The organism is Leptospira chreensis (genome assembly GCF_016919165.1).
Taxonomy (GTDB): domain Bacteria; phylum Spirochaetota; class Leptospiria; order Leptospirales; family Leptospiraceae; genus Leptospira_A; species Leptospira_A chreensis.
On record NZ_JAFFPS010000071.1, the window covers coordinates 337,829 to 360,880 of the forward strand.

The 23,052-nt window shown below is 38.7% G+C and carries 21 protein-coding genes and 1 pseudogene; 11 read left to right on the plus strand and 11 right to left on the minus strand.

The features are described from left to right. Nucleotides 1-3: 3 nt before the first annotated feature. The 10 genes from JWG41_RS19835 (at nucleotide 4) to JWG41_RS19880 (ending at nucleotide 11,516) form a co-directional block, all read left to right on the plus strand. Complete coding sequence (locus JWG41_RS19835) at nucleotides 4-1,614, plus strand: SulP family inorganic anion transporter (RefSeq protein ID WP_205271314.1); 1,611 nt, start codon at nucleotides 4-6, stop codon at nucleotides 1,612-1,614. Nucleotides 1,615-1,675: 61 nt separating this feature from the next. Beyond that, nucleotides 1,676-2,596 (plus strand): TPM domain-containing protein, encoded by a 921-nt coding sequence (locus tag JWG41_RS19840; protein WP_232374113.1) that lies wholly within the window; start codon nucleotides 1,676-1,678, stop codon nucleotides 2,594-2,596. A gap of 114 nt (nucleotides 2,597-2,710) precedes the next feature. After that, nucleotides 2,711-4,003: a TolC family protein gene (locus tag JWG41_RS19845; RefSeq protein WP_232374112.1), complete on the plus strand. Its 1,293-nt coding sequence runs from the start codon at nucleotides 2,711-2,713 to the stop codon at nucleotides 4,001-4,003. Next, a complete protein-coding gene (locus tag JWG41_RS19850) occupies nucleotides 3,993-4,937 on the plus strand; it encodes an efflux RND transporter periplasmic adaptor subunit (protein WP_205271440.1) in 945 nt (314 codons plus the stop codon). The genes JWG41_RS19845 and JWG41_RS19850 overlap by 11 nt, the downstream gene beginning before the upstream one ends. Nucleotides 4,938-4,939: 2 nt before the next feature. Further along, complete coding sequence (locus tag JWG41_RS19855) at nucleotides 4,940-6,886, plus strand: ABC transporter permease (RefSeq protein ID WP_205271311.1); 1,947 nt, start codon at nucleotides 4,940-4,942, stop codon at nucleotides 6,884-6,886. Next, entirely contained in the window at nucleotides 6,883-7,509 is a 627-nt protein-coding gene (locus tag JWG41_RS19860) for a TetR/AcrR family transcriptional regulator (RefSeq protein WP_205271310.1), read from the plus strand. The genes JWG41_RS19855 and JWG41_RS19860 overlap by 4 nt, the downstream gene beginning before the upstream one ends. Before the next feature lie 77 nt (nucleotides 7,510-7,586). Next, nucleotides 7,587-9,560 (plus strand): right-handed parallel beta-helix repeat-containing protein, encoded by a 1,974-nt coding sequence (locus JWG41_RS19865; protein WP_205271309.1) that lies wholly within the window; start codon nucleotides 7,587-7,589, stop codon nucleotides 9,558-9,560. Nucleotides 9,561-9,575: 15 nt separating this feature from the next. Beyond that, on the plus strand, nucleotides 9,576-9,887 hold the full coding sequence (locus JWG41_RS19870; protein ID WP_205271308.1) for a PLDc N-terminal domain-containing protein: 312 nt from the start codon (nucleotides 9,576-9,578) through the stop codon (nucleotides 9,885-9,887). 19 nt (nucleotides 9,888-9,906) lie between these two features. Next, complete coding sequence (locus JWG41_RS19875; protein WP_205271307.1) at nucleotides 9,907-10,968, plus strand: multicopper oxidase domain-containing protein; 1,062 nt, start codon at nucleotides 9,907-9,909, stop codon at nucleotides 10,966-10,968. Beyond that, nucleotides 10,950-11,516, plus strand: coding sequence for an SCO family protein (locus tag JWG41_RS19880; protein WP_205271306.1), 567 nt, complete (start codon nucleotides 10,950-10,952; stop codon nucleotides 11,514-11,516). Before JWG41_RS19875 ends, JWG41_RS19880 begins: the two co-directional genes overlap by 19 nt. On the opposite strand, the gene JWG41_RS19885 is transcribed toward JWG41_RS19880, so the two are convergent. From JWG41_RS19885 to JWG41_RS19935, 11 genes and pseudogenes are all read right to left on the minus strand, one after another. Further along, on the minus strand, nucleotides 11,494-13,410 hold the full coding sequence (locus JWG41_RS19885) for a sensor histidine kinase (protein ID WP_205271305.1): 1,917 nt from the start codon (nucleotides 13,408-13,410) through the stop codon (nucleotides 11,494-11,496). The genes JWG41_RS19880 and JWG41_RS19885 overlap by 23 nt on opposite strands. 10 nt (nucleotides 13,411-13,420) lie before the next feature. Beyond that, nucleotides 13,421-13,900: pseudogene (locus tag JWG41_RS19890) on the minus strand (energy transducer TonB); the annotation flags it as partial. A gap of 170 nt (nucleotides 13,901-14,070) precedes the next feature. Then, entirely contained in the window at nucleotides 14,071-14,472 is a 402-nt protein-coding gene (locus JWG41_RS19895) for an ExbD/TolR family protein (RefSeq protein ID WP_015681199.1), read from the minus strand. A 2-nt stretch (nucleotides 14,473-14,474) separates the two neighbouring features. Then, the gene (locus JWG41_RS19900; protein ID WP_205271418.1) at nucleotides 14,475-15,089 is read right to left on the minus strand and encodes a MotA/TolQ/ExbB proton channel family protein; all 615 of its coding nucleotides are present in this window, start codon (nucleotides 15,087-15,089) and stop codon (nucleotides 14,475-14,477) included. 1 nt (nucleotide 15,090) lies between these two features. After that, nucleotides 15,091-15,594: a hypothetical protein gene (locus JWG41_RS19905; protein WP_205271304.1), complete on the minus strand. Its 504-nt coding sequence runs from the start codon at nucleotides 15,592-15,594 to the stop codon at nucleotides 15,091-15,093. After that, entirely contained in the window at nucleotides 15,594-18,110 is a 2,517-nt protein-coding gene (locus tag JWG41_RS19910; RefSeq protein ID WP_205271303.1) for a TonB-dependent receptor plug domain-containing protein, read from the minus strand. Before JWG41_RS19910 ends, JWG41_RS19905 begins: the two co-directional genes overlap by 1 nt. Further along, entirely contained in the window at nucleotides 18,082-18,423 is a 342-nt protein-coding gene (locus JWG41_RS19915; protein ID WP_205271302.1) for a hypothetical protein, read from the minus strand. Before JWG41_RS19915 ends, JWG41_RS19910 begins: the two co-directional genes overlap by 29 nt. Further along, on the minus strand, nucleotides 18,420-18,836 hold the full coding sequence (locus JWG41_RS19920; protein ID WP_232374110.1) for a hypothetical protein: 417 nt from the start codon (nucleotides 18,834-18,836) through the stop codon (nucleotides 18,420-18,422). Before JWG41_RS19920 ends, JWG41_RS19915 begins: the two co-directional genes overlap by 4 nt. Before the next feature lie 8 nt (nucleotides 18,837-18,844). Next, the gene (locus JWG41_RS19925; RefSeq protein ID WP_205271301.1) at nucleotides 18,845-19,219 is read right to left on the minus strand and encodes an LIC20211 family lipoprotein; all 375 of its coding nucleotides are present in this window, start codon (nucleotides 19,217-19,219) and stop codon (nucleotides 18,845-18,847) included. A 126-nt stretch (nucleotides 19,220-19,345) separates the two neighbouring features. Further along, on the minus strand, nucleotides 19,346-20,083 hold the full coding sequence (locus tag JWG41_RS19930; protein WP_205271300.1) for a LytR/AlgR family response regulator transcription factor: 738 nt from the start codon (nucleotides 20,081-20,083) through the stop codon (nucleotides 19,346-19,348). 9 nt (nucleotides 20,084-20,092) lie between these two features. Then, entirely contained in the window at nucleotides 20,093-22,018 is a 1,926-nt protein-coding gene (locus JWG41_RS19935) for a SpoIIE family protein phosphatase (RefSeq protein ID WP_205271299.1), read from the minus strand. Nucleotides 22,019-22,110: 92 nt separating this feature from the next. Between JWG41_RS19935 and JWG41_RS19940 the strand changes: the two genes are divergently transcribed. After that, nucleotides 22,111-23,028, plus strand: a complete 918-nt coding sequence (locus JWG41_RS19940; protein ID WP_205271298.1) for a hydrogen peroxide-inducible genes activator — start codon at nucleotides 22,111-22,113, stop codon at nucleotides 23,026-23,028. Nucleotides 23,029-23,052 lie beyond the last annotated feature (24 nt).

Consider the following 23,052-nt stretch of genomic DNA (forward strand, 5'->3'; position numbering starts at 1 on the left):
CCTATGGGCAGTAAAGACAACGTAAAAGATTGGTTACCTGGGTTAAAGGAAAATTGGCGATCAGACATTTTGTCTGGTTTTATTGTGTTTCTCATTGCGTTGCCTCTTTGTTTGGGCATCTCACTGGCTTCAGGGGCTCCGCCGATGGCTGGAATTTTTTCCGGGATTGTTGGTGGAATCATCGTTTCTTTGTTAAGCGGATCTCACCTAACAATTAATGGACCAGCAGCAGGACTCATCGCTGTGGTTCTCAATTCGATTATGGTACTTGGTGGTGGGGATGCCAAACTTGGTTTTGAGCTGACCCTTGCGGCCATTGTGATCGCAGGTGCCATTCAAATAGCCCTCGGATTTGTGAAGGCAGGAAATTTAACCGTTTATTTTCCCATCTCTGTTGTACATGGAATGATGGCAGCGATTGGAATTATCATTATTTCCAAACAGTTTTATGTAGCACTGGGAATCACTCCTAAGGCCAAAACGATCGGTGGATTACTTTTAGAAATTCCATTTAGTTTTTCGTTTGTGAATCCGGAAGTGGCCATCATCGGGATCTCGGCGATTGTTATCATTGCCATCTTAGCAAAAATTAAAAACCCTCTCATTAAAAAACTACCAGCACCACTCGTAGCTGTGTTAGTTGGTATTATTCTTGGAGTGGTTTTTGATTTAGCAGATGAACATTCCTATACATTGCTCGATCAAACATATAAAATTGGCCCCGAAAAATTAGTAAACTTACCCGCTCATATTTATGATGGGATTACTTTTCCTAACTTCTCCCGATGGAAGGACGGAATCTTTTGGGTGATGGTCATCACGATTGCTTTGATTGCAAGTATCGAATCTTTGTTAACGGCGACGGCTGTTGATAACACAGATCCGTACCGCCGTAAATCCAATATGGATCGTGAATTGGTAGCAAAAGGTGCCGGTAACTTTTTTCTCGGATGGATTGGAGGTTTACCTATCATCGCAGAGGTGGTTCGTTCTTCAGCCAATATGGAAAATGGTGCCAAAACTCGATGGTCCAATTTCTTTCATGGACTCTTTTTACTCTTTTTCATTTTACTTTTGCCTGGATTGATTCATAGGATTCCTCTCGCGTCACTTGCCGGGATTTTGATTATGGTGGGGATTCGATTGGCTTCTCCTCATGTTTTCAAAGAAACTTATGAAAAAGGTTGGGACCAAATCGTTATCTTTTCAGTGACTGTGATACTTACGATCGTAGAAGATCTGCTAGTTGGTGTTTTCTGTGGTATAGTCACTGCGATTTTGATTCAAATTTATTTTGGAGTTCCTCTTCGATACATCTTTGTTGCCGATATCACTGTAAAGTCTGAAAACAAAGTCCATGAATTGTATGTAAAACATGCTTTGTTATTTTCAAACATGATTTCATTGAAATTAATTTTCAGAAAAATTGCTCCAGGCGAGCGAGTGGATCTTAAGTTTGACAAGAACGTCAAAATGATTGGGTTTTCGGCCATTGAATTTTTGCAAAGTTTCAAGCGGGACTATGAGGAACGAGGTGGGGTCGTGAATTTGATTGGTTTTGAAGATTTAAAACCAATCTCAGCCTACTATGGAGCGACTCGAATCCACAAGTAGTCGATAAAAAAATTCTTGTAACTGAGTGTTTTAAAATCAATATCCTTGTATGCAAAGGATATTGATTTTTTCCCTTCTTTTTCTCCTTCCCATTTTTATCCAAGCAAAAGATGTCCCCACTTTAAAAGCTCGAGTGATGGATGAAACCTGGACTTTGAATGCTGGTTTCGTTTCTGCCCTGGAGAAACAACTTAAAGACCATGAAAATCGAACCAGCAACCAAGTTGTTGTCTTTGTGGTTTCTTCCTTAGAGGGAGAGGTCCTGGAAGAATATTCGCTTAGGGTTGCTGAAACTTGGAAACTAGGGCAAAAGAAAAAAGACAATGGGGTTTTGTTACTCATTGCTTTGGATGATAGGAAGTTGCGAATCGAAGTTGGGTATGGACTCGAGGGAAGTTTAACGGATGTTCTCTGCCATCATATCATAGATGAGGAAATTAAACCTTTTTTTAAAAAGGGAGATTACGAGTCCGGAATTCAAAATGGGGTGAATGCAATCCTCGGTGGAATCGATGGTTCCTATACGGCTCCCCTGCCGGAAGATTTTTCTCATTTAGGTCCATTATCCTTTTTGGGTGAACTATCCGCGGGCCAAGAAGAGATCCCTATACCAATTAAAATTTTTGTCACCGTTTTTGTTTTGTTTGTACTCGGAATTTTTACTTATGTGGCCGCTAACACACCGTATATTGGTTGGTTTCTCTATTTCTTTTTATTTCCTTTTTGGAGTTTGTTTCCCACTGCCATCTATGGGGCCAATATCGGAGCTTCTATATTTTTAATTTATGCTATTGGAGTTGGGATCTATAAACTCTATCATTTGTTAACTCCACATGGACGGAAGCGGATGAAGAAAGGGAGTTTTGGGGGATCATTTGGAAGTTCTAGTGGTGGTTGGTCCAGCAGTGGGAGCTCTCGTTCCGGTGGATTTAGTGGCGGTGGTGGAAGTTTTGGAGGCGGAGGTAGTTCTGGAAGTTGGTAAATTTTTTCAAAAATTTCCAATCTTCGGAACTTTTCTGATCAAACTTAGGTTTAGTATATAGTGAAGTTGAGTAGAATTATAATAGTTCCTTTAGCGGTTTCCGGTTTCGTCACTTTGAGCGCAAAACCGATCCAGGTGAAAGAACTCTGGCAAACTGCCTTACAATCCAATCCCGAATTTTTATCGGCGAAAGCAGATTACGACAAAGCCTTTTTTGAAAATGAAAAAAGTTATGCTGGGTATTTGCCGACAGTCAATGTGCTTGCTTCGGCAAGACAGTCGTCTGCAAACTTTAGTGGTTCGGGTACTGTGAATGATCCTTTGATCAATGGGGCCAACGCAGGTTCGAATACAACACAAACATCCAGTTCGGGAGAGTCTCGGCCGACAGCAGTCAATCGTTATTCCGTGGGACTTAGTACAAACCAAAACTTGTTTGCTGGATTTCGAGATAAAAGTGGGATCGATAAAACAGAAGCTTTACTCCAGGCAGCAAAACAAACGTTACATGATTCTCGCTTGAAGGTTTGTTTTGAATTGAAGTCTGGATATGCACAGATGTTGTATGCAAAAGAACTCCACCAACTTTCCGAAAAAATCAAGGAGAGACGGACCAAAAATCGTGATTTAGTGAAACTTCGTTATGAAGTGGGGCGGGAACACAAAGGTAGTTTTTTACTGAGTGAATCCTTTGTGAAACAATCAGAGTTTGAAGTCTCTTCTGCATTTCGACTTTTTGAAAGTAACCTGAATGAAGTAGAGAGAGTGATTGCCAATCATTTGGACATCAATATCAATTCAGAGTTTGCGTATGAACCAGTTCTAGAGAAGAAATATTCGGAAAAAGAAAAAGAATCACTTTTGGAATCACATCCATCCGTCATGGCAGAACAGTCCAAAGTAAGAGCGGCTCAGGCCAATATTGGTGTGGCAGAAGCAGGGTTTTATCCTGACTTAAATTTAAGTGCCACTATGACGAGACAAGATGATGTTTGGTTGCCAAAACCAAGAAATTATAGTTTTGGATTGAATTTAACCTATCCATTGTTTAATGGCGGTCGAGATTATTATAATGTAAAGATTGCCAAAACAGAATATGAAAAATCCATCCATACGCGAGATTCAAAAAGAAATTCCCTTTCGTTTTCTTTGGAGCAGTCCCATTTAAATTTTAAAAATGCTTCGGAACAATTAGTCGTGTTAACAGAATTTTATAAGGCATCGGAGATTCGTGCAATGATTGCAAGGTCACAATACTCCAATGGACTAATTAGTTTTGAAAATTGGGACATTATCGAAAACGATTTAATCAATCGTGAAAAAAATCATTTGTTGGGTAAAAGGGACCTGAGTTTGGCAGAAGCTACTTATTTGCGAAATTTAGGAAAGTGTTTTGATGAAGATTAAATTTGTATTCATTTCCATTGTTGTTATTATTATTTCTGTAACGGTTTATCTATTTGGTTTCGGTAAATCAAAATCAAATACCAAACTGGAATCTTCGAAAGTATTTCGTGGAGATTTGATTGTTACGGTTCGAGCCACAGGAACTGCCATCCCGAAAAACCGATTGGAAATCAAACCTCCGATTGCGGGACGAGTGGAATCGATTCTCGTGAATGAAGGGAATCATGTGGGTCGTGGGAAAATCATTGCTTGGATGAGTTCTACAGAGAGAGCTGCACTTCTCGATGCGGCAAGAGCCAAAGGAGAAGATGAATTAAAAAAATGGGAAGATTTTTATAAACCTACGCCTGTAATTTCGCCTTTACGTGGTTTGGTGATTGCATCAAACATTAGTCCTGGACAAACCGTCACACAACAAGACATCCTTTATGTACTTTCTGATAATTTAATGATTCAGGCAAAAGTAGACGAAACGGATCTATCAAAAATAAAAATAGGCCAGACTGCCAATGTCATTGTTGATTCTTATTCAAACACTCCCATCCAAGCGAAGGTGACTCATATTGGATACGAAGCGGTGACAGAAAACAATGTAACCATGTACAATGTTGATTTGGAATTAAAAACCATCCCCGAATATTTGAGAAGTGGGATGTCGATTACCATAGACTTTATCCTTTCCGAAGAGAGGGATGTGTTACTCCTTCCCAATGAGTTTGTCAAAGGTGGGTCTGGGAAAGGAAAGGTTACAAAAAAGATTGATGGTGAACTTGTGGAAACGGTAGTGAACATCGGAAGTTCTGATGAACAAAATACGGCAGTGCTTTCAGGTCTTACGGAAAATGAAATTGTGTATCGAAAGAAAAAAGTCCAAGAAGAGAAAAAGTCAAGTAGTGGCGGTCCGTTCTCTTCACCAAAGATACCAAAGAGATAGTATTGTTAGCAATTGAGATTCATAACCTAAACAAATCCTATACGATAGGAAAGTCGAAATTCCCAGTTCTTGCTGGGATCAATTTAAAGATCGCACAAGGTGAGTTTGTCGCCATAATGGGCCCTTCTGGATCCGGTAAATCCACGTTATTACAAGTGATGGGACTTCTCGATCATGTGGATTCGGGCACCTATACATTGTTTGGTCGTAGAGTAGATGGGGAGTCCTCTGATTTGTTATCCGATGTACGGGGGAGCCTCATCGGTTTTGTTTTTCAACAATTTCATTTATTATCTAAATCCAATGCATCTCAAAATGTGAGTTTGCCATCGTTATATACAAATGTAGATCATACTGAGGAAAGGGCTGTAGAACAGTTACAAAAAGTCGGATTGGAAAATCGAGTGCATCACACTCCGAATGAACTCTCCGGTGGACAACAACAACGAGTAGCCATTGCGCGTGCCTTACTTGTTGATCCGCCCATCATCTTTGCCGATGAACCCACGGGAAACCTAGATTCCAAAAGTAAAATTGAAATCATGTTGGAATTACAACGCCTTCATGAAGAAGGAAAAACCATTGTGATGGTCACTCATGAACCAGAGATGGCAGAGTATTGTGATCGAATCATCCATGTGAGTGATGGACGGATTGTATCTGATGAAGGAAAAAAGAAAAAGAAAGATTCTAATCTTTTACCAAAAACAAATCTAAATCGGAAATCAGGTTGGCCCCTTTTCCAAGGAATCTTCTTACAATCATTGTTTTCCTTATCCTCCAATCGTTTGCGTACCTTTTTATCGGCTCTTGGAATTCTATTTGGTGTTGTTTGTGTGATCTCAGTGATGGCACTAGGAGAAGGGGCGAAAAAATCAGTGGAAGAACAATTTTCTTCGTTAGGTGCTAACTTAGTCATTGTTCGTACGGGAGGGATGAGGAGTGGAGGTGTATCCTTAGAAGCAGGAACCGTCAACCGGTTGGATGTTTTTGATGTGGGGGCCGTTGCTAAAAAATTTTCAGAAGTAAAACAAATCTCCGCTGTTGTGAACGGAAGAGGGCAACTAGTTTTTGGAAATCGGAACTGGAATAGTTATATTACAGGAGCAAGTCCCAACTATGAAACCCTGCGCAATTTAGAACCATTAGAAGGTAGATTTTTTACAGAAGAAGAAAACCAAAAAAGAGCTCTTGTTTGTCTTGTAGGAAACACGGTGGTCAGAGAACTCTATGAAGGAAAAAATCCTGTTGGTACTTATTTAAAAGTAAATCGGATTTTGTTTCGAGTCATTGGCCTCCTGCCTGAAAAAGGAAGTGCGGGATTTCGTGATCAGGACGATGTGGTTTTGATTCCACTAAACACTGCTATGCGAAGATTATTAAATAAAGATGCCGTTGATAGTTTGGAAATGGAATTGGAGAAAATCGAATCTTCCGAAGAATTCACAACTTCTTTAAAACGATTTTTACATGAAAGGCACGGAACCAATGAATCTATGGGAAATCTTTACCAAGTGATGAATATGGCCGACATCCAATCTGCAGTTTCTGAAACCAACCAAACCATGACCACTCTTCTCATTGCCCTTGCCACGGTTTCTCTCATGGTAGGTGGGATTGGAATTATGAATATTATGTTAGTGTCTGTAAAAGAAAGAACAAAAGAAATCGGTCTCAGAAAAGCTCTCGGGGCGAGAGAGTCCGACATTCGGATGCAGTTTTTAATTGAATCTACCTTAACGAGTTTGACCGGCGGGATCGTAGGCCTTGTTTTTGGAATCCTAGCCGTATTATTTTTACAAGAATACTTTGGTTGGACGATTGTTTTGTCCTTTCCTTCTATTGGATTTGCATTTCTCTTTTCCATATCGATTGGAATTTTGTTTGGTTGGTGGCCCTCGGAGTATGCTGCCAAATTGAGTCCGATCGTTGCATTACGATCTGAATGAATATAAAATTAAATCCACGGAAAATTCCCCAACAGAAACGTTCGATTGAACGGTATCAGAAAATTGTTGATACCGCTATTGAATTGTTAGGTGAAGTTGGGTATGATGATTTGACTACAGATTTGATTGCGGAAAGGAGTGGGATCTCTGTTGGTTCCATCTATCAATTTTTTCCGAACAAAGAATCCATTATTTATTCCCATGCAGAATCTTGTTATTTTATCCTGCATGATTATTTTTTTAAACTTTTAGATGAAGAGTTAAAAAAGAAAAAAAAGTTTTCTCCTGACTTCATTGAATTCACTCTTCATGCCTTTGAACGAACATTAAGTGAAGTGAAAGGCTATCGTTTGATCAATTCCATACTTTATACCAACCAAGCATTGTTGCAATTGGATATTGAAAGTAATGAAAGGTTCGCTAAGTCCCTTGCTGAAAAAGTGATCCTCGCCTTGTTTCCTAAAGTGGAGAAAAAACAAGCTTACTACCGTGCGCTCATGATCGTGGAAACGGTGGATGCGGTGTTCAAAATTGCCCAAAGAAAGAGAAAAGCGGCCGAAAAGAAGGCAGTGATCGCCGAATTAAAAAGTTTGTTATTTGTATATTTTTCCTCCTTCCTTTGATTTAACATTGACAAAGTTTTAACACAGGTGTAAAATTCTCAAAATGTGAGGAAATCCTCATGTTCTGGGAAAGACCTATGAAAAAGACCAAAAAGATTTTATTAGGAATCTCAATTGCGGTATTCATAACACTTGGTATGAATCATTGCAGTTCAGAAGATCCTGCCAATTCGGCCTTTGTCCACGTCACGATGATGGATAATGCCTTCCACCCGCCAGTCATTCGAACTTTTAAAGGCGGCAAAATTCGATTTGTGAACGAAGGAAACAATCCTCACAATGCCATCTCGATCACCAAAGATTGGTCTACAGAGAAAACATTTGGAAATTTAGCTATGTTTCGTGGTGCGCATACCGATGTGTTCTTTCCTGAAGAAGGTGTGTTTCCTTACTTCTGTTCTTTTCATGCATCACCAGATGGTAAAATCGGAATGACCGGTGTTGCTGTGGTTGGAAATGCCTCTTTCAATCCGCAGTCGAACATTGCCAAATCAAAGATATCCAAAAAATGGACAGGAGTGACTCGTAAGGTTCCTTCTCAATACAAAACCATTCAGAATGCAGTGGATGCAGCTTCTCCTGGTGACTTAATCCTTGTTGCCAAAGGGATTTATAAAGAAGAAGTCACTGTCACCACACCTTCGATTGTGATTCGTGGGGAAGATCGTAATGAAACCATTATCGACGGTGAGTTTCTACGTGGAAACGGGATCATGATTGTGGGAGCTGACGGTGTCGCTGTAGAAAACCTAACAACAAGAAATGCTACACTGAATGGTGTGTATTGGACTGGAGTGAAAGGTTACCGCGGATCTTACTTAACAGCTTATAACAATGGTGATTACGGAATTTATGCCTTTGATTCGGTTGATGGACTGATGGAACATTCTTATGCTTCCGGATCTCCAGATTCTGGATTTTATGTAGGGCAGTGTAATCCATGTAATGCGATAATCAATGACATCATTTCAGAGAACAATGCACTTGGATATTCCGGAACCAACTCGAGTGGAAACTTATACCTATTATCTTCTATATGGAGAAAAAACCAATTGGGAATTGGTCCAAATACCTTGGATCGTGAGTTACTTCCTCCACAAAAACAAATTGTGGTAAAGAAAAATATTGTTTATGATAATAACAATACCAATGCTCCTTCCAAAAAGTTGGAATACCCATCCATCGGAAACGGAATCGCATTGCTTGGTGCCTTAGAAAATTTAGTGGAAGATAACTTAGTTTTTAATCACAAAAACTATGGAATTTTAGTCACGATGAATATCGACGAAAACATTTGGATCTCCAATAACAACGTAGTGAGGAACAATAAAGTTTATCATTCCGGCAGGGGAGACATTGCGCTCAGTGGGCCTGTGAATGTGGGGAACTGTTTTGAAGGAAACTCTTATGGAGTGTCCAGTCCACCTCTCCTCGAAACCTTTCAGTCCTGCACGGGCATTCGTTATCCTCATGTAGGTGACTTGTCTTCTAGTATTGGACTATTGGCTCTCTTTGTGCAGGCAAACCTTCGTGAGTTTGTACTTGGTTCTTATAAAAACCAACCAATCCCACCATCACAATTGACTATGCCTAAAGAAAATTTTGGAAATGTAAGCCCTGCCCATGATGTTTTTGAAACAAACAAAGGTTTGATTGCTTCTGCGGAATTACCAAAACTCAGCCAAGCTGAATTTGATGCAGCAACTAATCCTATGTATACTTCGGGCTGGAGAGTTCATTTTCCGGGAACCATCAAAACATGGTATTTCCATCTTATGGGATATTTGTTGCCCTTTGCCATTTTTGCCGCATGGACGGGACTTGCTATCTTGGATCGATTCTCTGCGAAAGGTTCTAAGTTAGATTATTACTTTTGGTTGATTCTACTAGTTCCGTTTATTGGATCTTTGGTTTATTTATACTCTAAAGAATCTAAAATTTCTAAGACTGTTCGGAACACAGTAGTGATCGGTGGTATTTTTCTTTTCTTTACGATTCTGGCTTATGCCGGTTATGCGATGACGGCGGTTACAGAACCGTCTGTAGTTTAATATAGGAGTTTATTTATGGAAACAACTTTTGCAAACCCAGGTTTTTGGACCTATTTTATCGGATCTTACGCATATTACCTTCCCTTTGTTTTAACAATGGTTTGGGCGCCACTAGCACTCTTTGGACTTTCGAAACAAAAGGGAATGGATACTACAAAACAAATCATTTGGTCACTTGTGATTTTGGTGGTTCCTGTTCTTGGACCTGCTGTCTATTTACTAGTAGCTGATACCGAATACGAAAAAAAATTCAAACAAATCGCCGTTGGCGGTGGTTTTGGGGTGTTGGTTCTTGTTTGGGTACTCAGTTTAATTTCTCACATTTAAGATTTTAGAGAGCGGTATCATGGATCGGAAGAGTTTTTTAACAACACTGGGATTTGGAATTACAGGACTTGTTGGGTCGTTGTTTGGATCCATCAAATTCAATTCGCGAAACTCTGAGGAAATTTGTGGACCTTCTGATCCTTCTACTGCAACTAACTTTGGAGTGGTGACCACTCCCACCGTCAGCGACGATTACCAAAATTCAATTGGAGCTGGCGGGAGTTTACGTGGAACAAATACTTATGGAAGTATGGCCCATCCACCTTTTTATATTAAAGAAGAATACACCGAAAGATTTTACTACCCACCTAACTATAAAAATACGAATTCGAAAGTAAAAGATTTTAAGTTAAATCTTTTTCCTTTGAGTATGAATATCGCACATAATGTAAACTATCCTGCCTGGACTTTTGACGGACTGGTTCCAGGGCCCGTACTTCGAGCCAATTTAGGAGATACACTCCGAATCCATGTCAAAAATTCTAGTCCTGATCCCCATTCTTTGCACTTTCATGGAACCCATGATCCCTTAGAAGATGGATGGGAACCAATTCCTGCATTCGGTGAAAGGACGTATCAAATAGAAGCGGGACCTATTGGGCTTCATCCTTACCATTGCCATGTCCCTCCACTTATGGTTCACACCGCCAAAGGTTTGTATGGTGCTCTACTTGTGGATCCACCGGTGAAACGAAAACCAGCGCATGAATTTGTTCTGACATTCTCTGGATGGGACACGAAAGGTAAGGGTAAAAACGACTACTATACTTGGAATGGTGTTGCAGGGATTTATGATCGTTATCCAATGAAAGTTCCTGTTGGGGAAAGAGTTCGTTTTTACATTCAAAATATGATGGAACGAGAACCAATCATTACTTTCCATTTACACGCTCAGACTTTTGATATCATCCGAAATTTAGGAAGTGTCGTTCCCGATGGGCATTCTGATGTAGTGTCCCTGGGACAAACAGAACGAGTGGTCATTGAGTTTGTTCTGAAGAAAAAAGGTCGGTATATGTTCCACCCGCACCAAACACATATGGCTGAAAATGGAGGAATGGGTTGGATCGTCGCCGTATAACTCTAGTAAGTATTTTTATTTTGCTCAGTTTTTTTTCTTTTTGTAAAACAAAGGAAGATACAATCAAAGAAGAATGGAAACAGTTATCTTTTGTCAAACCAGATGGAAGTTTACTCGAACCAAAGTTTTGGTCTGAAAAAAAATCGGTTTTGTATTTTGGATTTTCCCATTGTCCCGATATGTGTCCTCTCGCTTTGACAAATTTTGGAAGAGCTTCCTTGATACTCGGCGAAAAGTCGAATCGGTTCCGATTTATTTTTGTAACACTAGATCCAGAAAGGGATTCCCCTGCGACGTTGAAAAACTATATAGAAAACTTTCCGGGAAAAAATCTAACAGCACTTTCTCCTAATGCCGAGTCTTTAATCAAACTTACAGATTTATTTGGAATTATCAGAGAGAAAGTGGGAACTGGAAATACTTATAGAATTGATCATTCTAATTTTATTTATGTGTTGGATGAAAACTTAAACACACTCACAAACTTTCCCGGTGGAGTTTCTGCTAATGTTTTGGCTACCAAACTTAGAGAACTTGCGGAACTCTAGAAGTCAGTATAATTTCAATCTCGGTTCTTGCACCTTCAGGATAATTTCGCGTTACTTCGAAACTAAACTCGGAATATAAATTCTTGAGTCGTTCTTTTATATTTCCCAAAGATCGTTCTAAAAGTTTTGATTTATCTGCAAGTAGTTCTTCTGGAATCCCAATTCCATTGTCATACACTACAAAACTAAAAACAGAATCCCGAACCATCTTTGCATGAATGAATAATTGAAATTGGTCATCAGCCGATCCACGGAATCCATGTTTAAAGGAGTTTTCTATAATGGGTTGGAGTAACAAAGGTGGCAATACTACGGAAGAAAAGTCCCCAGATTTTTTAAAATCAATTTGGATTGTATCATAAAATCTTAGTTTTTGTAAGTGAAGGTAATCTTCTAAAAAATTCCATTCTTCCTCGAAGGGAATCCAATCTCTATCAGTTCTGTCTGAAATGAATCTATAATTGTTTGCAAGACTTAAAATCGCATCACCAATTAACTCTGGTTTGATTTTGTGAAGGGCATGGATGGTATTTAAAGAATTAAATAAATAATGTGGACTCATTTTTGTTTGTAAGGTTTTGAGTTGGCTTTCTTTGAGAGATTTTTCTGCTTTTAACAAATCTTCTTTGTAGACTTGAGCTTTTTGTCTATTTGCAAAAATCGTACGTTCTAAAGCAAAACCTTGCGAGATCACACCAAATAAAACTCCCCAAAGAACCACTTTGGAATTTGAGTTATCATTGGATTTGATAGATAAATAAATTTCTAAAAATACAAGAAACAAGGTAACACTAAATCCAATAAAATGTCCGAAGGCTTCCTGGTTTCCTTTTTTCCATGCTTCAAAAGTTACATAAATGGGGCCGATGATATTTAAAAGATTGAATAGAATAAAAAAACTTCTACTGCTGATTAGTAATGAGTGTGAAGAATCAAAAAATGGAAGGGAAAAAACTAATACCGTTGTGAGCGAACATATAAATACGTTTATGTAGATGAGTATATCAAGTGTGCGGTAACTTCCCGTTCCAAAAAGCCGACGAACCCCGGATAACATAGGGATAAAAACAAAATTCGAAGATATGGTCGTGAGTATAAATAATGTTTCTGAATTGGTGAATAGATAACGAATGAGTACGTTTGACGTAAGTCCTAAGAGGCCAAAACATAAGGAAAACGATGCAAAATCGAGAAGGATATTATACTGTTTTTTGTATTCAATAAAGTAAACCAGCGCACAAATAATTCCAATCATTAAAAAGAATGAATGAAAGAATATTGCTGTAAGATTTTTTAAAGCAATCTCGCGGTATAGGGCAGTTTGTTTCCCCACTAAGTTTTCGATAATCGAAATTAAAAAGAGGATTCCTTTTTTGTGATACAATCGTAAATAGTAATATTCAGAATCATCATTTGGAACCTTAACCCAATCGAATTTTGATTGGAATATGTTCGGAAGTTTATCTTGTTCTGAAAATTCTCCATATTTAAATATCGAATCACCATATGAGTTAAATATTTCTATATTGAGTCCGGCATGTTCTAGTAGAAAATATAGTTCTCTATTTTCTTGTCGGTTGGGAAAAGCTTTGGATCGTAACCAAATAAAATCGGAATCGGTAATCCGTTTGAGTTCTGTATCATCAATCCAACCTGAAATTGATTCCCAATACACTTTGTGCATCTTTTGAAAATCAATTACCCCGTAGTCATCAGTGGGGATGTCACCAACAAAGTATTCTGTATTTTCTGTTAAGTAATATTCGGATAGTGAACCATCAGTTGGTTTTAGAACGGAATAAAAATAAGAAGTGATAGATACACTTGCAACAACGAAAAGGAGGCAGATGGATAGAGTTGGTCTTTCTAAAAATCTGCTCCCCAAGTTTTTCATAGAGAGTATGTTAATCTTCTAAGGAAAACAAAATAGGCAATCTATGCGCCATTTTTTTCGGTTGGCCTTGCACATAACCTGGACTAAAACGAACGCGTTTGATGAGTTTCATCGCGGCCTCTTCGAACCCATAACCTGCTCGACCAGAAACAATTTTTGCCGATTGTAAACTTCCGTCTTCATTCACTTGTACTAAAAGTACAACTTGTTTTTCTACAATATTGGCTGCTTTGGCTTGGGGAGGAAAATAGTCCTTCAAATCAAAGTCAATGATCGCAGTTGGCATTTTGTCTCCGTTGAAAGAGAAAAGGTATCCATCTTTATCTGTTCCATTTCCGGAAAGTTGGTTGGGATTGATATCGGAGTTGTCCGGTTCATCGGCCTTGTCTTTGTTACTTCCTTCTACCCACTCTTGTTTTTCGATAGGTGCAGGAGAGGATGTACCACCAATGAGTTCCGGAGGAATGTCTTCGAAACTAACATCTACATCTTCGAAGTTTGATTCTTCAACAACTTCATCACCACGTAATTGGCTAATTTTGTAACCAGCATAAGTTGCGGTATGGACAAACAAACTACCAATCAAACATACGTGGAACAAACGTTCTCTGTTCTGTTTGACAGATTGTTTAAAGATTACCCATAATTCCGCGATACGATTCATTTTTTTACACTGAGGGCAATTTTAGTGACACCCGCTTTTCGGATGATTCCCATCAGCTCCGTAATTTTTCCATAAGGGAGGCTTTCGTCTGCAGACAACGTTAAACGCATATTAGGTCTGATTTTTGCTTCTCTTTCGAGATTTCGAACTAAACCAGAAATATCTGTGTCTTTGCCTTCCAAAAGGATGGCGCCTGTTTTGGTGATTGCTACCTGTACCGACTCGGCAACATTCGGATCAGCAGCTTGTACTTTTGGTAAATTGATATTTAAACTTTCTTTTTTAAGAAAGTTTGCCGTTACCATAAAGATGACAAGAAGAACTAAAATCACATCCACCATGGGAGTGATGTTTATACTTCCAATTTCTTCGTCTTGTGAACCTGATGCTCCAGCCATAATTATACCTTTGTCTTATTCATTTGATAAGAGAGTAGTTCTTTTTTCAGAATTTCCATATTCTGCAAAATGACCTTGGACTTTCTAGAAAAATAATTGTTTGCCATTACCACAGGAATTGCGACTGCAAGACCAGCTGCCGTTGCGAGTAGGGCTGTAGAGATGGAACGCATCACCACTTCCGCACCAGAACTTCCCAAGGTTCCCAAACCATAAAATGCCTTGATGACACCAAGAACTGTTCCTAACAATCCAATAAAAGGAGCGTTGTTTCCCAATGTGTTTAGGATCGGTAAACGTTTTTCTAGTTCCAATTTTTCAGAGAGAATTTGGCCATCTAAACTTTCATCCAATCCCTTTCGCCCTAGTTTTAATTGTTTGAGTGCAAATTGAACGAATCTTGTATAAATGGATTCTTCGCCGGCATCAGTTTTCCAGTGAATTTCTGGTTCTTCTTGTAATGAAGTTCTAACTTCTGCTAGATAGTCTTCGTTTTTTTTACCTAAAGTTTTTTTATAGTAAATTAACCTTTCCGCAAATACTGCTAATGCGATCACACTCGCCACTCCCATTGCAATAAAGATTAATTCTTCACCTATTTCTACATACTCTTGCATACTATTCTCCGTTTTGAATGTTATTAAATAATAAATATAATGGAATCTGATCCGCGCTAATTTGATTGTTAGTTGTCGCAAAACAAGATCTTAAACAAGAAATTGCTGAACTAGAAGTTAGACTAGACTCTATCAGTGCAGGGATTGTTGATTGAGCACAAATTCCTGAACTGGTTTTTGATTTCCAATCGGTTACCTGGCAGTTAAAGGCACAGGTTTGTGCAATACCAGACATGTATTTATAAGCTGAATTTGAAATCATATTTTGGCAGGTTGATGTTTTTACTGCCGCAGTCGTTTCTGTGAATGTTCCACCAACAGCAGTAGCATAAGCCTTGAAACATAAATCTTTATTTGTGATGATTGATTCGCATGTTTCTTGCGGTGCGTTTGGTGTGGCGAGATATTGTAACAAAACTGTTTCCTTGTAGGAATCTTCAATTTTTTTAGATTCACTACAAGCAAAGGTGGTTGTGAGACAAATAAGAAGGATTACATATTTCATTAGAAGTGTACCTCCATACCTACGTTGAAGAAAGGAATGACTGTTCCTCCCGGAAGTTCTAAGGTTCCGAAGGTATCATTTTGTCTAGGGTTTGTCGCTGAGAACGGTCTTGAGTTATCATAATCATAACCATTTTTATTTTTTCTCATGTAAACGTTTACGATTTCTAAATACCAGTTTATAAAACCCCAGGAATAGTTTTCAAAGATATCAAATCGAATATCAAATCTATGAAAGTCAGTTCCGCGTTTCACATATCCATACTGGGGTGAATTAGGGTTATTCGAATACTGTGGGTTCCAATAGGTAAGTCCATTGAGTGGATTCGAAAATCTACCACCATCGTCACCAACCACTGGTCTTGAAGGAACCGATGTTAAATAACTCCATCGACCACCAATTTGAAAACCTTCACTCATTCTCCAACCATAAATAAAGTTGGCAACATGAGTTCTGTCCCATGGAGCTAATTGTTCTTTTGAGTTTGGAAAGTAAGCCGCAAGGATTTTTCTTTCAATCCCGCCAACTTGCGAATTGTCACCTTCATAAACTTGGTATAAATTTGTGTTTTGAAAGGACTGTGACCAAGTATAAGAGATCCAACCAAACCAATCTCTAGTACCTGGGCGCGCATTTTTACGAATCAAAAGTTCGTATCCATGGGACCAACCAGATGCTCTGTTTGAATAGTTTAGCGGACGATTGGCGACGATGGGTTGAGTTAACCATTGTCCTTTGTCCGGATTCATACCAACAGGAGAGGAAATATATGGATCATCAATGATAGTATCGGTGAACTGGTTTTTGAATACTTCTACTTTTACTTGCCACACTTGATCAATCTTTTGATCAATACCGGCACTGACTTTTCTTGCTCTTTCGAATCGTAAATCAGGGTTTCCTGTTTCCGCATTAAAATTAGTAGTTAAAGGAAATCTAGATACATCTCCACCACTTCCATAGATTGTCATCCCTTTTCCAACTTCTGGAAACGTATAGGAAGCTGTGGCTCTCGGTGTTAAGGCACCATTACCAGTGACTTGAACATAATCATAACGTGCACCTGGTTCGAATAGAAAGTTTCCAAATTTAAAATGGAGTGTCGTATATGCATTGTAATATGGGGTATTTCCTTGGATACTAAGGGGCCGACCAACGAAATCAGGACTTGCCGAGTTGTAAGGGTTAGGTGATGGATTGGTGGGATCACGTAAGGCAACCTCTGTTCCATAATCTCTGAAGGAAAATTTTCTCACTTCTGTTCCAAAATCTACTTTTAGAAATTTTGTTGCTGTCCAATACGCATCCTGACGAACACCTACATAACTTCCTCTTTGGTATTGTTTTCCTTGGATACTTCCAAAACCAACATTATACTCACCGATAGGATCAAAGTTAATTAAAGTAACACGGTTTTGAAACTTATCACCTGGAATCCAACTGTATCGAAGGGCTGTTGTTCGAAAACTTTGTCCGAAACTTGCTTTCGCACCGCTTAAAAGTGCCAATGGTGAAGCTGTAGGGTCATTTGCAGGTTTATTGGGAACGTCGATGGCAAAGTTATCTTGAGCCGATAGGTTATAAAAAGAGATTTGGTGTTCTGGCGTAAAGTTATGAACGTATTTAATCTGTGAATCGTTATAACGCGGAAGTCTGATCCCTTCTGGCAAAAGTCCTGTGGCACCCAAAGATTTATCCAAATAACCAAGTTTCCCGGCGATGGCGAGATAACCTTTCCCTCCGGAAGTAGGTGTCGCAGCATAAGCTGTTGTGTTCCATAAGGAAACTTGAAAGGCACCTTTAGTTTTTTGAATTGAGTCTACTGTCTCAATTTCAATCACACCACCAGTCGCATTATTAAAGTTAGCAGGGTATGCGCCGGAGTATAAATCAATGGATTTGATTAAATCATTATGAATGACAGAAGTTAATCCATCTAAGTGGAATGGATAAAGAATTGGAAGGTCATCGTAAAGATACGTGTTCGCATTGGGATTGGCACCGCGTACGATAATACCATTGGCACCACCACCAAATCCAATATTGGGAATGACTCCAGGAAGTGTTTCCAAGGCACGAAGAGCTTCTCCAAAAGTACCCGGCATCCTTTTGATTTCTTCATAACGAACTTTAGTTCTTGAAGCTACCGTTTTTTCCCGCTCTCCTTCTACGACAATACCTGTCTTTGGAGCACTTGCTTTTTTTTCGGTATAGATGGTTCTTGATTCATCTTCAGAGCCAACAGAAATTTTAATTTCCTGGATTCCTGAATCACGTAACAAACGCAAGGTGTAATCACCCGGCGATGGAAAATCGAGAGTTATATTTCCTTCCGCATCAGTTTGTGCAAATTTTTTCGTTTCAAAAACCAATACAGATAAATTCTTTTCTGCAATTTCCTTTTTTGGATTAATCAATTTGGCACGGATACTCACAGCAAGGAGTGGGGATCCAAAACTAAAGAGAAAAATCCCGACTAAAATACGATTATTTAATTTGAATTTTGCTGATTTCATTGAAGTTTAAATACCAAGGGATATCTCCCGTTTCTTGTTCGAGGTAAATGAGGGTGCAAGGTAGGGGATATCCAAGAAACGGACATTCCGTACGGGTGATCGAGATTGTACACAAATCCAAATTTCTTTTAATTGGTTTATTTACGATGACTAGCGGTGGATTGGGAATAGGATTCCCACATTTTTCCGAAGCAAATTTAGCAGCAGCATATACTTGGCTTTGTGCATCACTAGTGTCTACACGATCCACTGAGGGTCCACAATGGATGATAGATCCAAGAGCAATTAAAAAGGTAATTGTCCCGATTTTCATTTGGTACCTTTTGCCCCTGTCCCTGTTCCAGTGGTTGTGATGTCCGTTACTTCTGGTTGACCCACTACATCAGCGGTTACATTGACTGCAGTCACCAAACCAAGAGGGAAATAAGCTTTATCCTCTCTTTGGATTTTGATATTGATTAGAGTTTTTCCTGTAGGATATTTTTCTAAAATTTGACTCATCGCTAATTCTACATTAGGTGCCTTTGTCACAGGAAACATTCCTAAGAGATAAAAAGCGGAATCTTGCCCTTTTCCTTTCCCGAGAATTTTATAATCGGTGGAACGTACAACTGTAGCTGAATCATACAAATAGATCTCTTTGGAGACATGAGAGCCAATACATCCCATAAGCATAATGGAAGCTGAGAAGAAACTTATAAAGATTTTGAGAATAGAAGTTATCATTGGTAATATTATTTTTTGGTTTTAGTCGTTGTTGCAGATGATGAAAATCGAACCAAATCACCTTTGATAGTGAATCTGTATCTTGTGATAGGTCCAAAGATGGATTTGTCATTCCAGTAACGAATATTAACGAGTGCGTCCCCAGAATCCTCCTCCATAACTTTTTCGTATAAGTCGCCGACAGGTGGTTCTGTAAACGGAAGGCCAAAGATAATGAAGTCAAGTGCATACCAAGTAAAGGTTTTTTCTACGGTTTTTACAGTTTCGTAAGGAGTGTTTGGTATTGGTTTGTTGCTAGTCGCAAGTCCTACGGAAGAAGAGGCACAATTCACTAAACCTAAAGACAAAATAAAGATACTGGCAGCGGTAATAAGATGTTTCATAAAAAGACTCCGTTCGTATCCAAATCGCATTTCTTTGGCTTTGGTCAACGGAATAATTATACTAACGGTGATTAACTACTTAACTCGGAATGAACGCTACATATTCCGGAGTGAAATCAGAATGGGTTACAGTTTGAGCGCTTCTTTTAAATTTTGAGCAAAGGAACGGCCAACGGGAAGAGTGGTTTCGTCCTCGTTTTTTAGTTGGATGGTGTAAGACCCACCCTTATCATATCGGAGACTTGTCACAAAATCCAGATTTACTAAGAATCCTTTGTGGATGCGAATGAACTGTGTGGAAGGTAACTTTTCTTCAATTTCTTTCAGTAGTTTTGAAGTTTCGTAATCTTTTTGGGAAGTATGTATCACACAACTTTTGTTATTTGCAGAAATGAAGTGAATGTCTTGAAACGGTAATAAAAATACTGCCGAATCGGACTGAATTTTGAGATGAGTTTGTTTTTCTTGTGCCGGTGGAGTTATTTGTTTCGATTCTTGTAAAAACCGTAAGGCCTTATCTACAGACTTTCGAAATCGTTCAAAGGAAAAGGGTTTGAGTAAATAATCCGTTGCATCCAAATCAAAAGCTTCTACGGCATGTTCACTGTAGGCAGTGGTAATGATAAAAAATGTGGATTTGTTGTGTTCCTTTCGTAAGATATCCATTCCATTCACAGCAGGAAGGTTGATATCCATAAAAACTAAGTCAAATTTTTTCTCTTGTAAAAGGTTTAAAGCTTTGTCCCCACTTTCTGCGATGCCTGCCAGTTTTAATTCGGAACAGTTCATGATATAGTCCATCATGAGCATCCTGGCAGGATATTCATCTTCAATGATTAATACTGAATAGGTGGAAGAATCCATGAATTTAATTTATGTTACATCAATAAAGAAAAAAGTGACATCGTCTTTCAGTTCCTCTTCCGAAAATTTTGAAATTTGAACTATGATTTCCTGGGACAATGATTTTATATCCTTGTCTTTTCCTCTCTCCAGTAGATCAAGTATTTTGCTTTCACCAAACAATTTATTTTCGGCACGAGCTTCTGTCACACCATCGGTGAAAAAAAAGTAACGATCGCCGGCTTCCATTTTGTGGGTCCATTCACTATACGTGAAGGATTCTTTCCAACCAATGATGGGACCCTTTACTTGCATAAGTTCGAACTTGGCTTTGATCCGATTGTAAATGAGTGGATTTGGATGGCCCGCAGTCGAGAAGGTGATTGTTTTTTCCTTTGTATCAAGGAGTGCGCAACAGGCTGTGATAAAATACCGACTCACAAGAGAAGTAAGAGCTCGGTTCATATGTTCGAGTACGTCTTTCGGTGAGTTGATACTTTTTGTAGACTCTCTAAATTGTACTTTTACCATTGATGATATAAAGGCTGCGGGAACTCCATGTCCTGCAACATCAGCAATTAACAAAAGCAGACGGTTGTTGTCTAACTCCACCCAATCATACAAATCTCCACCTACTTGTTTCATTGGTAAATAAGTTGTATGAATTCGGATTCCTAATGTATTCGGGTGTTCTTTGGGTAGAAGGTAACTTTGAAGTTGGGATGCAAAAAATAAATCTTGTTCTAAGTCTTGATTTTTTTCTCGAAGTTCAATGGTCCTTTCGTGAACACGAATTTCCAAATCTTTAGTTAATACAGAAAGTTCTTTTTCGTTTTTTGCATGTCGATAGGAGATAGCAACCCCAGAGAGGATCATTAGAATTAAAAAACCATACTGCGTTAAGTAGATATTTTTTCCTGAGGTAACATCAATCATGATGTCGATCGTAGCACCTATGCAGATACAAATAAATCCCACTGCTAAAAAATAAGCTTCGGCCTTTTTTTCTTTTGCTGCTCGAACCACTCCTCGGATGATAAAATACACAACCACTATCAAAGAGAATTCCCAAATTCGTAGAAGTAAGATTCTCGTTGGAATTTGAATATCCCAAGTTTGCATAAAAGCGATACAGAGTAGGAAAAAAACAAGCAACCTTTCTTTCAGATGAAACTTATTTTGGAACAAGGAATAACTAAATAGAAAAATCGAAATAGGAAGAAGAGTTTGTGATGTAAAAAATACTTTTAACCAAAAGAAAAAAGAAAAGTTGGTATAGGTATAACTAATATTTAAGAGCGGTAATCTCCACATAACAAAAATTAACGTGGATAATAAAAGATAAAAATTTGCTTTTGCCTGTCTTTTTAATATTATTGAAAAAATTTGGTAAGCCCCAATTCCAAAAAACAACATGATGAAACAGAAATCTCGTCCATCTTCGTTGATAATAAATTCTTGTAAGTGGTCATAGTTTCCCATCACGGGAATCTTTCTAAAAATTCCGCCTTGAAAGGTTTGGTTCCGAAAGTGAATTTCTAATTCGAGTTCGTTGACATCGTTCGCTTTGAGTACAGAACTTGGAATAAAGTACAAACGTTTGTAATACCAATTGGGTAAATACAATCCTTCTTTTGAGATACCACCAGTACTCCCTAACAAAATTCCATTGATAAAAAGTTTGTCGACTTCTTGGACACGGTCTAAGTAGATACCCAGGGGTTTGTTGTCTGGCTCGTAATAAAAGCTAGTTTTGTAAGATCCGTGAACCGGTGGGTTCATTCCTTGTAAGGAGAGGCCTTTGCCGACTTGGATGGGTTTTGTTTCCCCTTGGGACGTAAATGTCCAGCCCTCGGACAAAGTCGTTAGGTACTTAGAACTTACTTTGAGTGGTTCCGAGGAAAGCGAAAATACCGCAGTAAGTAAAAAGGGGAAAATAAATGAGAGAAATCTCATCGCTATCGGCTAAAGATAGTTGCGTACAGAGAGAATGCAAGTTGATTTTCCGTCTCTCATTCACTTTAGTTATTTTTTTGGAGAGTAAGTAGATGACAATCACCCAACTTCGATATATCGTCGCTTTAGATCAGTTTAAGAGTTTTGCTAAAGCCGCCGAACATTGTTTAGTTGCTCAACCTACAATGAGTTTACAAATTCAAAAAGTAGAACAAGAGCTGGGTTTTGAATTGTTTGATCGGAAAAAAAATCCCGTCATTACCACCAAATTAGGGAAAGCGGTAGTCGATCAGGCTAAAAATACACTGAAAGAGGCCGACAAACTTTTTGAAATCGCAGGCCAGTGGAAGGACGAACCTGCGGGAAATATTTCCATTGGAATCATTCCGACAGTCAGTAATTATTTGATTCCTTCTGTTTACCAGAGTTTACAAACAGAGTTTTCTAAGGTGAACTTTCGGATTTCGGAACTACCCACTCTTTCTATTTTGGAAAAATTGGAATCGGAAGAGATTGATTTGGGAATTCTTGCGACCCCGCTCAAAATTCCTAATATCGTAGAACATCCGCTCTACTATGAACCCTTTGTTGTTTACTATCCGAAAAATGCCAAAGAAAAATCCTCCTCGGTTTCCATGAAACATATTGAAAAGTATCCTTTACTTGTGCTAGGTGAGGAACATTGTTTTCGCCATCAGTCCTTAAAAATCTGTAATCGGAACTCACTGGCAAAGATTGAAAGTGGAAGTGTGGAGACACTCAAAAGAATGGTGGATATGGGAATTGGTGTCACTCTCCTCCCTAAGTTGTCTGTGGAGAAATCCTCGGAACGAATTGTTCCTTTTGATTCTCCGGAACCGGCTCGGGAGATTAGTTTGGTTTATAAGAAGGGATTTTACAAAACCAAAATTCTAAAAAAACTCACAAGTTTGATCCTCAGTGTGATTCCAAGCGAATACCATTCCAAAGAAAAATTCAAAATCATTGGAGTGTCTTTAAACCAAGATTAGACCAAATTTGGGCAATAGCTTTTG

Coding starts and splice junctions, on each gene's coding strand:
- JWG41_RS19835 (WP_205271314.1), top strand. CDS start 4: ATGGGCAGTAAAGACAACGTAAAAGATTGGTTACCTGGGTTAAAGGAA.
- JWG41_RS19850 (WP_205271440.1), top strand. CDS start 3,993: ATGAAGATTAAATTTGTATTCATTTCCATTGTTGTTATTATTATTTCT.
- JWG41_RS19860 (WP_205271310.1), top strand. CDS start 6,883: ATGAATATAAAATTAAATCCACGGAAAATTCCCCAACAGAAACGTTCG.
- JWG41_RS19865 (WP_205271309.1), top strand. CDS start 7,587: ATGAAAAAGACCAAAAAGATTTTATTAGGAATCTCAATTGCGGTATTC.
- JWG41_RS19870 (WP_205271308.1), top strand. CDS start 9,576: ATGGAAACAACTTTTGCAAACCCAGGTTTTTGGACCTATTTTATCGGA.
- JWG41_RS19875 (WP_205271307.1), top strand. CDS start 9,907: ATGGATCGGAAGAGTTTTTTAACAACACTGGGATTTGGAATTACAGGA.
- JWG41_RS19885 (WP_205271305.1), bottom strand. CDS start 13,410: ATGAAAAACTTGGGGAGCAGATTTTTAGAAAGACCAACTCTATCCATC.
- JWG41_RS19895 (WP_015681199.1), bottom strand. CDS start 14,472: ATGGCTGGAGCATCAGGTTCACAAGACGAAGAAATTGGAAGTATAAAC.
- JWG41_RS19900 (WP_205271418.1), bottom strand. CDS start 15,089: ATGCAAGAGTATGTAGAAATAGGTGAAGAATTAATCTTTATTGCAATG.
- JWG41_RS19905 (WP_205271304.1), bottom strand. CDS start 15,594: ATGAAATATGTAATCCTTCTTATTTGTCTCACAACCACCTTTGCTTGT.
- JWG41_RS19910 (WP_205271303.1), bottom strand. CDS start 18,110: ATGAAATCAGCAAAATTCAAATTAAATAATCGTATTTTAGTCGGGATT.
- JWG41_RS19915 (WP_205271302.1), bottom strand. CDS start 18,423: ATGAAAATCGGGACAATTACCTTTTTAATTGCTCTTGGATCTATCATC.
- JWG41_RS19920 (WP_232374110.1), bottom strand. CDS start 18,836: ATGATAACTTCTATTCTCAAAATCTTTATAAGTTTCTTCTCAGCTTCC.
- JWG41_RS19925 (WP_205271301.1), bottom strand. CDS start 19,219: ATGAAACATCTTATTACCGCTGCCAGTATCTTTATTTTGTCTTTAGGT.
- JWG41_RS19930 (WP_205271300.1), bottom strand. CDS start 20,083: ATGGATTCTTCCACCTATTCAGTATTAATCATTGAAGATGAATATCCT.
- JWG41_RS19935 (WP_205271299.1), bottom strand. CDS start 22,018: ATGAGATTTCTCTCATTTATTTTCCCCTTTTTACTTACTGCGGTATTT.
- JWG41_RS19940 (WP_205271298.1), top strand. CDS start 22,111: ATGACAATCACCCAACTTCGATATATCGTCGCTTTAGATCAGTTTAAG.